Below are 12,364 nucleotides of genomic sequence, written 5' to 3'. Positions count from 1 at the left end.
CCCGGGGGGCGGGGGGCGGCCGCCCCGGGGGGGCGCGGGGGGGGGGGGGCTCCTCGCGGGGCCGCCAACCCACCGGGCGTCCGGGGGGGGGGGGGCGGGGCCCCGGTCCGGCCTGTCCGCGCTCCGCTCGAGGTCGAGCTGACGCTGGTGTGTCGTGTGCGTGGGTGTGTAGCCGAGACCGTCGTTGATCTGCCTCATGTGCGTGTTGCTGTCGGCGGTGTCGGTCAGGAGGCCACCGAGGTCCGGATAGTCCCTGGGCCTGTCGGATCGACTCGGCCTTCATCTTTCGACAGCCGCCGTAGGGCCTGTCTCACAACTCGCGTCGGATTCGGCGAGTCGAAGGAGAGGGACCATGCCCAAGGCAGTCAGAGGTACGACGAGCTCCTACGTCGGGTCAACCCGGCCCCTGCTCGCCGAACTGCAGACCTGAAGTCCGCCGAGCTGCAGGGGGATATTCCGTGGCGGCGGCCGCCGCCCGGCGGGCACGATGGCCGTATGGCCGACAACCCTGAGCCGAGGCGAACGCAGCTCTCCGAACCTCTCGCCCGCTTCCAGGACGCGCTGCGGAGCATCACCGCCCACCGCCGAGCCCCCCTGGCCGCGGCCCACCACATCGACCGGGTCGGCAGCCCCGCCGACATCAGGGTTGCCCTGGGGCTGCTCGCCGAGCACCCCTCGGTCGTGCTGCGCATGGAGGAGGCCGCCCGGCCCGACTACGTGCACCCGACCCGCCCGCTCGAACGGTCCGCCTCGGTCGCCGCACTGCCGGTCGGTGGCTCGCTCACCCTCGCGCTCTCCTCCCTTCATGCCGACGGGCGGATCCGGGCCCAGACGGTGCGCCCGCTGCTCGAGCGGCTCCGCCAGGATCCGCCGCAGCTCGGACTCGTGGCGTTCCTTGTGCTGCGCACCACCGACTGGGTGCCTGAGGTGCGGGACGCGGCCCGTGCGGCGCTGGTCCTGGTGCTGCAGGAGGCGCCGGACGGCCTGGTTGAGGCGGCCGCGCAGGTGGCGGTGCTGCTCAGTCGGCGAAAGCGCGGCGGCTTCGCCGGTCAGCAGGCCCGTGCCGCGCTGCTCGCCAGGCCCGGAGCGGCGCACCTCGAGCGGCTGCTCGGCTCCCCGGACCACCTGCTCCGACAATTCGCCCTGCAGGTCGCGGTATCCGGCGGCCGGTGCACCACCGAACGGCTCGCCGCGCTCGCCCGGGACGACGCCGACCGCCGGGTGCGGGAGCTCGCGGCGGAGGCAGCCGTCCGCGAGGCCGTCTGGGCCGACCGGCTCGACCTGGTCCGCCGACTCGCCGCCGACCGCCACCCCGAGGTCCGCGCCGCTGCGGTCACCGGCTTGCTACGGGCCGGCCGGACGGCCGACGCCGCGAGGTTCTTCGACGACCTCTCGCCCGAGGTGCGCGCCGTCGCCCACGAAGCCGTCGGCCGCGTCGGCGGTGATGTACCCGCGCACTACCGCACCGCCGTCCGGGAGGCCCGGCCCACCCCTGGCGCGATCCTCGGCCTGGCCGATTTCCGCGACCGGACGGACGCCGCCGGGCTGACCGAGTTGCTGTCCCACCCGCATGCGGACGTCCGCGCCGCCGCGCTGCGGGCCCTGCGGCAGCTGCGTGCCGTCCCGGCGGAGTCCGCGCGGCTGCTCCTGGGTGACCCGTCCCGGCGGGTGGTCCGCGAGGCGGTGCGCGTCGTGCCGGCCGAAGCCGAGCTGCTGTCGCACCCGCGCGGGCAGGTTCGCGCCGCCGCGTTGCGGGCCCTGCTGTCGCTGGGTGCGGTCCCGGGGGAGTCCGTACTGCCGTTCCTGCGGGACCCGTCGCGGAGCGTGGTCCGTGTGGCAGCGCGCTCTCTTTCGCCCGGCGCCCGCGCACCGTTCCTGGGGGAGAGACCCGGCCTGATCCGACGCGAATTGTCAGACCGCCCCTAGCTCGTGCGTACGGGCGGACTCGCCGCAGCCGGGCCGCGTCATGGGTCACCTCCTCCGAGTGTGGCCAATTATTGCAACGCAGCATTGAAGTGTTGCCATCTGAGCCTGAGTTATTGCCTCCTGATGTCGCCCGTGCCACAAGGGCCTGTCGGAGAAGGTGGGCCTGCCCGTCCCCACCACCTGGGAGCAGCTCCGGGACGAGGCGAAGCAGCTCCAGGGCGCCGGCCTGGTGAAGTACGGCTTCACCGCCCAGTGGGCCGGCACCGCCCGCCGGGCTCCGTGCGCGGGCGCTCGTCCCGCGCACCGTCGAACGTCTGACACCTCGTGCGGCGGGGAGGGTGGCCGAATCACCTACTGGTTCGAGTAGGAAGCACCGGTTTCAATGGAGGGGCGAGGCAACCCGGGAGCTGTTGGGGAGGACAGTCGTGTCGGACGCAGTGGGTGGGGTCACGCAGGAGCAGGTCGAGGAGCAGGCGCTCCGGATGCGGGAGCGGCTGGGCCGCTGGCGGGGCATCGACGGGTTCGACCCGGTGGCGGCGCTGGACGTGGTGGCGGCGGCGCGCAGGGCGGTGGAGGTGCGGGCCCGGCCGAGGCCGTCCGCGCGCGAGGTGCTGACGGCGGTTCGGCCGCGGTGGGCGGAGGAGGCGGCGGCGCGGGGTCTGACCGGCGAGGCCCGGAGCGAGTTCGTCCGGCAGATCCTGGCCAGCGACAGCCCGCAGGTCGCCTGCGAGTCGCCGACCTTCTGGACGTACGCCATCCACCTCAACAGGGCGGCGGTCCTGCTGCTCCAGGAGAGCGCAGAGCAGTTCAACCAGGTGCTGGAGGCTGCCGCCTGGGCGGAGGAACTGGTGGAGGACATCGTCGGTCCGTTGGTGGCCTTCATCGGGGTGGAGGCGGCGAGCATCGTGGCGGTCTCCAACTCCACGAGCAACGGCCAGGTGGTCCTCGTCGGGGTCTACCCGGTGCCCGTGGTCGTCGCGCAGTCCGATCCGGACTACGACTGGGACTTCGCCGACATGGTCCAGCACATCGTTGACGGCATCGGCGACGTGTTCGGCGGCCTCGGCGGCTGAACGGTGCGGCTGAACGGCCGGCCCCGGTCGGCCGCACCCGGGCGCGCGCCGGAGTACGGCACGCGTTGGTGCCCGCACCGCAGGAACTCACGTGCGACCACCACTGGATGTGCGGCCGGGCCACGGCAGGTGGAACGGCACCTTCGCCCCGCTCGGCGGGAGCATCTACGGGCGGTTCATCGAGTTCGACCACGTGAGGCCGCGAACCGGCCTGCTGCACGACGAGGAGGACGCCTGTTCCGGACGGTGGATGATGCGGGACGGCGTCCTGGCCGAGGTGCCACATCCCGGCCATCGGCGCCTCCAGCCCCCGGCGCCGACCACCGACGAGTTCCCGCCCGACCCGGGGCTGCTCTGGCGTACGGAGAAGGCCGTCCCGTCCGAATACGCCACGTCGCGCCAGGACCAACGTCCCGCCTGGTAGGACTCGGAGTGCGGTGAGGAACGGGTCACCGGGAATCGCCCTGGACGAACCCGTGCAGGTGCACGTCGTGCCAGCCGTCAGCATGCAGCACCGCGCTGCGCATGGTGCCCTCGTGCAGGTAGCCGGCCTTCTCGGCCACCCGACAGGACGCCGGATTCTCCACCGAGTGGACCAGCGACATCCGGTGCAGACCGAGCTCCTCGAGTCCCCACGCGCTCAGCCTCTTGACGGCCTCGACCACGAGGCCGGTGCCCCGCGCGGACGGCAGCAGCCAGTAGAGGAGTTCTGCGTTGCCCTCCACGAGGTTGATCTGGCGCCACCCGATCAGACCGACCGCTTCGCCGCCCTCCGGGCGCGCGACGGCCCAGATCGCGCCCGACTCCTCCTGCCACCGCTCGCGCATACGCGCGATCCGCCGGTGCGCGTCCTCCAGGCCGTCCACGGCCAGCATGTTCCACTGCCGGATCGACGGATCCTGGCCGGCGGCCACCAGGACCCCGGCGTCGGTCGGAGCCCATGGCCGCAACACCGGACCGCTGCGCAGACCGAGCATCGGTTGCGCCTGCCCGGACAGCCGACCACGGGGAACAACGGGAGGCGGAGGCGGGGGCAGTATGGAGATCATTGCGGCATCGTGCCACAGCTCCCGGCCCGCCAGCAGGCCAATTTCGCGCCTCCCGAGACGCAATCCCTCGGACCTCAGCAGCCGCTTGACGCCCGCCCCCTGACCGGGCGGGCGCGCGCCGGGAACTCGTCGTTCCCCGGGGCGCTGCTCTCGCTGCCGCGGTGCGGCACGCGCCGGCAGCGCGGTAAATCAGGTGGCCGTCGGCCGCCGCTCCGTTAGGCTCGCCCGCGATCCGCAACCGAAGGGACAATGTGAGCGTCAGCTTTTCCGCAGGTGAGCAGCAGTGGCGGGACCGGCTCGGAACACTTCGCCAAGTGGTGCGCCAGGAGGTGGTGGCACGTCAGGTGGCCGAGCAACTCGGCGAACCGGCCGGACGGCGGGTGCTGGACATCGGGTGCGGCCAGGGGACCCAGGCGCTGCTGCTGGCCCGGCGCGGCTTCCGGGTGACCGGACTCGACTCCTCGCCCCAGCTGCTGGAGGACTTCCGTGCCGCGCTGGGGGTGGAGCCCGCCGAGGTGGCCGAGCGGGTGGAACTGGTCCAGGGCGACGCCGAGGCGATCGTGGCGCGGTTCGGCACGGCGAGCTTCGACGTGGTGCTCTGCCACGGCGTGCTGATGTACTTCCCCGACCCGGCCCCGCTGCTGAACGCCCTCGCCCAGGTGCTGGCCCCCGGTGGACGGCTCTCGCTGCTGGTCCGCAACGGCGACGCGCTCGCCATGCGGCCCGGGCTGCTGGGCGACTGGGACAGCGTCGAGCAGGCCTTCGCCGGGGAGGGCTACCTGAACCGGATCGGCGTGCAGGCCCGCGCCGACCGCCTGGCCGACCTCACCGCGGAACTGACCACGCGTCAACTGTCCGTCACCCAGTGGTACGGGGTGCGCGTCTTCACCGACGCGGCCGGCTCCGCCGAACCGCTGCCCGAGCCCCGGGTGCTGGAGACGATCCTGCGCCAGGAGGAGCGGGCCGGCCGCACCGACCCGTACCGCGCGGTGGCTGCCCTGCTCCACCTGTTCGCCACCCGCGTCTGACCGAGGCCGGGACCGCAGGTCGCCGCCCACCGACGGGTGTGCCGCGGCGACCGGCGGTGGTGGGTGAGGTGCCTCCCTCGGCGGGTGCCTCCACGAGGCTCGTCAAGCTGGTGCCCCGCGAGGTCGCACCGCGGATGCTGGCGGCGCGCGGCGGAGGGATCGTCCGTCCGGCTCGGCGGCCCGGGTGCCCGATCGAGCTCCGGCACGGCCACCTACGGGTAGCGGGCCGAACCACCTGGCCGTCAGTCTCGGGAACAGTGGCCGGCGGGCGCGGGCGGCCCAGTTGCTCGCCGAACTCCTGCAGGACCGGCACCAGGTGCTCGGCCCCGACGCCCCCGCCACCGTCACCACCCTGCGCCGGCTCGCCCGCTTCACGCACTGAGGGGCCGGGTCGGCCGCGGACGGGCGGCCCGCATCGGTTCGCATGGGTGGACGGCAACCGGGAAGACGGTGCGGGACGTCTCCTGAGGCGACGGCCTCGGGGAATCCCGATGAAGGGGGAGATCATGAGTGTTCTGGGGTGGATCGTGCTGGGCCTGCTGGCCGGGGCGATCGCCAAGCTGCTGCTGCCCGGCCGCGATCCGGGTGGGGTGCTGACGACCGTGCTGATCGGCGTCGCCGGTTCGTTCGTCGGGGGCTGGCTCTCGGCCCACCTGCTGCACCGGTCGATCAACCGGCACTTCTTCGACCTGCCGACCTGGGGCGCCGCCATCGGGGGAGCCCTGGTGCTGCTGATCCTCTACCGCCTGCTGTTCGGCAACTCCAGCCGCTGACGGCCCGGCAGGTCAACGGCACCGCCGACCGCAACCCCGAGCGTCGGCCGGGGTGGCGGTCGGGCAGACAGGATCCGCACCACCGCACACCCCGGCGGATTCACAGCGCGACGACACCGCACCGCTGCCCCCGGCGCCGTTCCCGCCGTCAGCGTTCCGGCGGAAGTGGCACACCGGCCCCGAGCGCACGATCGGCGCGTGCTCGGGCGTCGGCGGACCAGTGGGGGGCGTTCCACCGGTCGGCGATCGCGGCGGCCCGGGCGAAGTGGGTAGCGGCCTCGTCGGTACGGCCGAGGAGGAGGGCGAGTTCGCCGAGGGTGTGGGCGACCGGACGCAGCGCCAGCGACAGGCTCTCCGCCCCCGCCGGGGGACCGTCACGGTGGGGGAGGAGGTCCGCGTAGATCTCCTCGGCGGCGTGACGGTCGTTCAGCGCGACGATCGCCATGGCGCGCAGGCTCGTCAGGAAGGTGAAGAAGAAGTCGGGCCGGATCGGGCCCGGTGACGTGCGCGCCCGGTGGGCCTCCTCGGTCCGGCCGGCGGCGTGGAGGGCGAGCGCGAGCAGGTCGGCGACCGTCGGGCCGAGCTCCCCGTGGAGCGCGCGTACGTCGTCCAGGTGGTCGCCGAGCGTGCCGTCGCTCAGCCTGATCGTCGCCAGGGCGAGGTGCAGGAAGCCCGCGTGCACCGATCCGGCGAGTTCCATCCGTCCGGCGGCCTCGACGTAGCGGCGTTCGGCGTCGGCGAACCGGGCCTCGGCGAGCGCCAGGGTCGCCAGCGCGATCTCGCCGACGCCGATGGCCTCCGGCATCCGGTAGGCGCGGGCGAGGTCGAGCGCCTCCCCGATCACCCGGCGCATCGTCGCCGGGTCGTTGGCCGCGGCGGCGTTCGCGGCCTGGTTGAGCAGCCCGGTCACGCGGTAGACGGGCAGGTCGTGCTCGACGCCGATCTCGACCAGCTCCCGGGCGTACTCCGCCCGCCGGGACTCGTCGGCCAGGACCAGCAGCGCCGCGGCCCGCAGACGGGGTTCGGTGGCGAGGTCGAGTGCTTCGTGTGCCGCGGCCGTGACCGCCGGATCCTCCTCGCCCACCAACTCGTTGGCGTACGCCACGAGGAGACGGGACCGCACGTCGGGCGTGAGGCCGGTCCGCTTCAGCAGGCGGCCGAGGCGGTCGACGAGGAGACGGTCGACCGTGCCGTACCTGCGGCTCTGCCAGGGCGTGGGCTCGGTCCAGGCGGTGAACGCGGCGATCATCAGGTCGTCGCGGCCGATCGACTCGGCGTACTCCACGGCCTGCTGGCGGGTGTCCCTGGCCGCGGCGACGGCCCCGGCCCTGATCTGCGCGCGCAGCAGCCTGCCGAGCAGGTCGATCCGCTCGTCCGGTGCGCCCGAGTTGGCGACCGCGTCGGTGAGGAGGCCGACCGCCACGTCGTGGGCGTAGCGCGCCTCGGCGAGCTCGGCGGCCCGCACGCAGTGGCCGACGGCCTTCGGCGATCCTGCTCGCGCATAGTGGTGGGCGAGCGCCGCCACGTCGCCGGAGCCTTCCAGGGCGGCGGCGATCCGGGCGTGCATCCGGGCGGCCCGCAGCCGGGTGACGTCGGCGACCAGGGTGTCCCGCACCAGCGCGTGGACGAACCGGACGAGCCCGGGCCCGGGCTCGTCGAGCAGTCCGGCGGCGACGCCCGCGTCCAGCGCGTCCAGGACGCCGTCCTCGTCGGAGTCGGCGGCCCGCACGAGCACGTCCACCGAGCTCTCCCGGCCGGCCACCGCCGCCAGTCGCAGGACGGACAGGCTGTCGGCGGGCAACCGTGCCAGCCGGCGCCGCAGCACGTCGCGCACGCCCTCGGGGACCTCGGAGAGCGCGACCAGCGCGCCCTCGCCGGCCAGCAGCCGCGCGCTCTCCCGGACGTAGAACGGGTTGCCGCCGGTCCGCTCGGCGATCCCGGCCGCGGTCGCGTCGTCGGCCCGGCACTCGGCCCGGACGAGTTCCGCGACGGCGTCGCCGTCCAGTCCGGGCAGGTCCAGCCGGAGCGGTGCGGTGCGGGCGAGGGTCCCGAGCGCCTCGGTCAGGCGCTCGCTCTCGTCCGCCCGGTACGCCGCGACGACCAGGACCGGGGCGCGCAGGCCGACGCCACCGCCGAGGAGGGCCAGCGTGACGGAGTCCGCCCAGTGGAGGTCGTCCAGGAGAACGGCGACCGGCCGGTCGGCGGCGGTGGCCGCGAGCCAGTGCCACAAGGCCTGTTGGAGCCGGAACCGCCCGGCCGTCGCGTCCTCGTCCACCCGCGCGGCGTCGGCGAGCAGCGGCGCGAGGTCGTCCGCGAACTCCCCCGGCGGGGCGCTCAGGGCGACCTGCCGCAGCACCTCGACCCATGCCCACGCGGGTGGTGCGCAGTCCATGTCGGGGCAGCGCCCGGCGGCCACGAGCCACCCGTCCTGTTCCAGGCGCGCGCCGAGGTGCTCCAGCAGCGTCGACTTGCCGAGCCCCGCCTCCCCGGTGACGAGCGCGAAGCGTGCGCCCTCGGCGCCGGCGTCGTCGGCGGCCGCCACCAGCGCCGCGAGTTCGCCCTCCCGCCCGACGAACGTCGCGCTGGCGGGCCCGGTGTGCGTCGGCGCCGGCGGCGGCGTCGTCGACCGCGGCCGGGCCGTGCCCGCGGGGGAGGGCAGGGCGGCAGCGGAGGCGGGCCGGACGGCCGCGGGGGCCGGCGGGACGGCGGCGGGGGACAGCGGGAGGGCCGCGGGGGACGGCGGGACGGTGGCGCGCAGGACGTCCGTGCGCCGGGTGAGGATCGCCTCCTCCAGGGCCACCAGCTCCGGCCCGGGGTCGAGGCCCAGCTCGTCGGCGAAGACGGCGCGGGCACGGCGCAGCGCGGCCAGGGCGTCGGCCTGGCGGCCGCTGCCCCACAGCGCGACAGCATGCATCCGCCAACCCTCCTCACGCAGCGGAGCGTCGCGGGTGAGTCCCTCCGCCTCGGGCACCACGGTCGCGGGATCGCCGAGCCGCAGCCCGGCCGCGACGCGCAGTTCGCGGGCGACCAGGCGCAGCTCGTCCAGCCGGGAGGTCTCGGCGGCGGCCCACGGCTCGTCGGCGACCTCGGCGTACGCGGGTCCGCGCCACAGCGCCAGCGCCTCCTCCAGCCGGGCGCGAGCGGCACGGGGATCGGCGAGCGTCCGGGCCTCGTCGAGCAACTCCTCGAAGCGCCAGGCGTCCACCGCACCCTGCGGCAGCCGCAGTGCGTAGCCGGGCGCCGCGCTCACCAGCAGGCGGGCCGGGGTGCGCGGCGCCCGGCCGGGTTCCAGCAGGCGGCGCAGGTTCGACACGTACGCCTGCAACGACACCAGTGCGCGGGACGGCGGTTCGCCGCGCCACAGGTCCTCGACCATCCGGTCGACCGGCACGACCTGCCCGCGCGCCGCGACCAGCAGGCCCAGCACGCCGCGCTGCCGCGGTCCGCCGAGGGGAACGGGCGCGCCGCCGGCCTCGGCCGCGAACGAGCCCAACACCCGGATGAAGACCATGACGTGACACATCGTACGCACGGTCGGCGCGGGCGTTCCAAATCGATTCCAAGAGCCTTCCAAAACCCCAGGGGCAGTCTTGAGCACGTCGAAGAGAACGTGAGCTCGCCCGGCACATCGACCGCGTTCGCGCGGCCTGAGCCCGACCCCCTGACCCTGACCTCCGCACCCGCACCCGCACCCGCACCCGCAAGGACACAGCCATGACACTCAAGACCGTCAACACCGCCCTGACCACCGTCGGCGTCCTCTTCATCCTCTACATCGGCGTGTCCTACGTCCTGACCCCCGGGACCACCGCACCGGGCTTCGGCCTGCCCAGCTGGCCCTCCGGCGACGGCGACGGCTTCCTGATCCTCAAGGGCATCCGCGACATCGTGTCCGGCCTGGTCCTGGGCGTCCTGCTGGTGACCGGTCAGCGCCGTGCCATGGGCTGGGTCCTGCTGGTCGAGGCCCTCACCCCGCTGGGCGACATGACCAACGTGCTCGCCCACCACGGCTCCGCCGCCGTCGCATTCGGCGTCCACGGCCTGACCGCGGCAGTGATCGTCGTCACCGGCCTGCTGACGCTGCGCGAGACCCGCAAGACCACCGCCGGCACGGTGGCCGCGGCGCAGGAGCCCGGTCCCGCGAAGGCGCGCATCGCGGTCTGATCAGCGGCCCCGGCTCCAGCCAGGCGCGGGGGTGCCGCCGAGAAACGGTGTTGCCCCCGCCCGCAGCGATCACTAGGGTCGGCCGGGTGACTGCCGGGTCGGCCTTGAGCCATGCACGAGTGGGTTCCCCGGCCTCGGCGTGAGCCCGAGGCGGGCCAGAGGCCCGCCCCTCCTCCGCGTCTTCGCTCCCGGCGCCCTCGTTCGGTGCCCCCTTCCAGCGGATCCCCAGACCGGAGACACCCCACCGATGTCCTACGACCAGCACTTCCCGAACGATTTCGAGCTGCCGGCGGCCTGCGTGCAGCTGAACCACACGGCCGTCTACGCAAGCGACCGGTACCTGTCCGCGGAGTTCCTCGCCGCGGTTCTCGGCCTGAGGGTCGGCGCTCCGTTCGGGCCGTTCCTCCCTGTCGACCTCGGCAACGGCGTGACGCTCGACTACTACGAGAAGCGGGACGAGGCGATCCAGTCGCAGCACTACGCCTTCCTCGTCCCCGACGAGCAGTTCGACGCCGCGATCGCCCGCCTGGAGTCGTTCGGCACCACCTACTACGCCGACCCCGGCCACACCGACCCGGGCAGGATCAATAACCTGTTCGGCGGCCGCGGCGCCTACTTCAACGACCCGGACGGCCACAACATGGAGATCATGACCCGGCCCTACGCCCGCCCGTAGGTCCGCGGCCTGCGGCCCGTACCTGCCGATCAGTGGGTACGGCCGTAGGCCGCGGACTTTCCCTTCCGCGTCGGCCAGTTGCGCTGGTGCGCTGGCGCTGTGCACAACAGGCGGTCGTGGCGGGGGATCAGGGTTGTGGGCGCAACCCGCACGGCAAGAGTCTTCGCACACCTCGGCAGGCCGAGCTTCCCCGACGCCGCGGGACGTCACGGCACCACCGAAAGGGGGTGTGCGAGCGCCTCACTACCCACGTCCGCCAAGGCGGCGCCGCGGTCCCTCGGGCACTGCACCCGCTCCGTCACGGACCGGCTGCTGCTCGGGTGAGGGGCGCGTTCCCCGCCCCCGAGCAGCAGCCGGGCGCCTGGTCACCCGGGCGCTCACCGTGCGTCAGTTCAGGACGACGACCTTGTGCATGCCCTCGAAGGCGTGCGGGATGCCGGTCTGGTCGTCCGGGACGAAGCAGAGCAGGACGTAGGTGCCGGCGGCCAGCCCCTGGGTCTTGAGCTCCACGGTGCCGTTGGGCGAGATCGCGCCCACTCCGGAGGGCGGGCCGGTGAACGGGGGCGGCCCGGGGTTCTGGCCGTTGGCCAACGCGTCGAAGAACGCCTGGACGTCGGCGTCCGTGGTGCCGGGAGCGACGGGCTGGATCTGCATCTCGTGCAGCTCGTCGGCCTCGTTGTGGACCAGGATCGGGGCGTTGGCGGTGTCCAGGTTCTGGGCGTCGAAGCGCGGGCCGTCCGAGGTCTCGTGCTGGAGCACGATGCTCTGCGGGAACGCGGCCAGTTCGCGACCGTTGTCACCGCAGAGCTGGAGCGTGCGGAACACCGGGTGCGCCGGGTCCGCGAGGAACGCGGTGAAGTCCAGGAGGTAGAGCGTTCCGTCGCCGATCCGCTCGGTCTGCTCCTCGGGGACCGCCGGGGTGACGAGCTGGCCGCCCAGGGCGTCGGATTCTCCCCGGACGGCAGTGATCCCCGCCGCCGCTGTCGCGGGGTCCGTCTGGTTGACGGCCTTCGCCAGGTCGGCGAACACCTGGTCGATCGACACCCCCTCGTGCGGGCGCAGGATCTGCAACTGGCGGCCGTTCGGGTCGTCGGTCTCCGTGCGGAAGGTGACCAGACCGCCCTGGGCCTGTTCGGGTGAGCTGATCCCTGACTTGTCGATGCGGATCCGGACGGGCTCGGCATGGTGATGGTCATCGGCGACGGCGAGGCCGGTTCCGCTGACGGTGGTGGCGCAGGCAAGGGCGGCGGCCGCCAGCCTTGCTGCGGTACGGGTGAGCACGGCGCTGGGCATGGAGATCCTTCCTGATCGAGCCTGACGCAGATGGGTCACCGCTCCGGGGAGCTGTCATGCAGTCATGGGTCGAATGAGGCTCGTTCGGCGCACCGGAACCGGGGACAGGTCACCTCGCGACTGGCGGTGCCGTCGTCGTCGCGTCGTCGGACGGGATGCCGGCCGACCAGCCGGGGCACCGTCCGACGACGGAGCTACCGTCCGACGACGGAGCTGAGGGCGGCTCCAGGGGCGGGCAGCACAGGAGCTCTGTGTCGCAGTAGCCGGTCGTGTGGCAGGCGACCGGCCGTGGCTGATCGCCCGTCACATCGGCGACGTGGCGCGCGGGCCACCTCCACGGCGAGGGCGTGCGCGAGCCCGGGTCCGGACGGCGTCCGGACCC

11 protein-coding genes are annotated in these 12,364 nt (G+C 73.8%); 8 read left to right on the top strand and 3 right to left on the bottom strand.

The genetic code is table 11. The features are described 5' to 3' along the window. Window positions 1–495: 495 nt before the first annotated feature. The 4 genes from ACFW1A_RS31040 to ACFW1A_RS31025 all read left to right on the top strand — a co-directional run bounded on the left by ACFW1A_RS31040 (window position 496) and on the right by ACFW1A_RS31025 (window position 3,423). Window positions 496–1,926, top strand: a complete 1,431-nt coding sequence (locus ACFW1A_RS31040) for a hypothetical protein (RefSeq protein WP_380414657.1) — start codon at window positions 496–498, stop codon at window positions 1,924–1,926. 157 nt (window positions 1,927–2,083) lie between these two features. Continuing rightward, on the top strand, window positions 2,084–2,293 hold the full coding sequence (locus ACFW1A_RS31035; protein ID WP_380414655.1) for a hypothetical protein: 210 nt from the start codon (window positions 2,084–2,086) through the stop codon (window positions 2,291–2,293). Window positions 2,294–2,351: 58 nt separating this feature from the next. Then, the gene (locus ACFW1A_RS31030) at window positions 2,352–2,999 is read left to right on the top strand and encodes a hypothetical protein (protein WP_380414653.1); all 648 of its coding nucleotides are present in this window, start codon (window positions 2,352–2,354) and stop codon (window positions 2,997–2,999) included. Between the two features lie 91 nt (window positions 3,000–3,090). Further along, complete coding sequence (locus ACFW1A_RS31025) at window positions 3,091–3,423, top strand: hypothetical protein (RefSeq protein WP_380414651.1); 333 nt, start codon at window positions 3,091–3,093, stop codon at window positions 3,421–3,423. Between the two features lie 25 nt (window positions 3,424–3,448). On the opposite strand, the gene ACFW1A_RS31020 is transcribed toward ACFW1A_RS31025, so the two are convergent. Continuing rightward, on the bottom strand, window positions 3,449–3,976 hold the full coding sequence (locus ACFW1A_RS31020; RefSeq protein ID WP_380414649.1) for a GNAT family N-acetyltransferase: 528 nt from the start codon (window positions 3,974–3,976) through the stop codon (window positions 3,449–3,451). 386 nt (window positions 3,977–4,362) lie between these two features. Here ACFW1A_RS31020 and ACFW1A_RS31015 point away from each other — a divergent pair, with 386 nt between their 5' ends. Continuing rightward, window positions 4,363–5,076, top strand: coding sequence for a class I SAM-dependent methyltransferase (locus ACFW1A_RS31015; RefSeq protein ID WP_380414647.1), 714 nt, complete (start codon window positions 4,363–4,365; stop codon window positions 5,074–5,076). Window positions 5,077–5,582: 506 nt separating this feature from the next. Further along, entirely contained in the window at window positions 5,583–5,849 is a 267-nt protein-coding gene (locus ACFW1A_RS31010) for a GlsB/YeaQ/YmgE family stress response membrane protein (protein WP_380414644.1), read from the top strand. A gap of 148 nt (window positions 5,850–5,997) precedes the next feature. Here the strand turns inward: ACFW1A_RS31010 and ACFW1A_RS31005 are convergent, their stop codons facing one another. Further along, window positions 5,998–9,360: a BTAD domain-containing putative transcriptional regulator gene (locus ACFW1A_RS31005; protein WP_380414642.1), complete on the bottom strand. Its 3,363-nt coding sequence runs from the start codon at window positions 9,358–9,360 to the stop codon at window positions 5,998–6,000. A gap of 203 nt (window positions 9,361–9,563) precedes the next feature. Between ACFW1A_RS31005 and ACFW1A_RS31000 the strand changes: the two genes are divergently transcribed. After that, a complete protein-coding gene (locus tag ACFW1A_RS31000; protein WP_380414640.1) occupies window positions 9,564–10,013 on the top strand; it encodes a DUF4267 domain-containing protein in 450 nt (149 codons plus the stop codon). Between the two features lie 247 nt (window positions 10,014–10,260). After that, the gene (locus ACFW1A_RS30995; RefSeq protein ID WP_380414638.1) at window positions 10,261–10,689 is read left to right on the top strand and encodes a VOC family protein; all 429 of its coding nucleotides are present in this window, start codon (window positions 10,261–10,263) and stop codon (window positions 10,687–10,689) included. Window positions 10,690–11,076: 387 nt separating this feature from the next. Here the strand turns inward: ACFW1A_RS30995 and ACFW1A_RS30990 are convergent, their stop codons facing one another. Continuing rightward, a complete protein-coding gene (locus ACFW1A_RS30990; protein WP_380414635.1) occupies window positions 11,077–11,982 on the bottom strand; it encodes a hypothetical protein in 906 nt (301 codons plus the stop codon). Window positions 11,983–12,364 lie beyond the last annotated feature (382 nt).

Source organism: Kitasatospora sp. NPDC058965 (genome assembly GCF_042741245.1).
In the GTDB taxonomy this organism is placed as follows: Bacteria; Actinomycetota; Actinomycetes; order Streptomycetales; family Streptomycetaceae; genus Kitasatospora.
The sequence above is the reverse complement of the archived record's forward strand: the minus strand, read 5'-3'. Positions and strand labels throughout refer to the sequence as shown.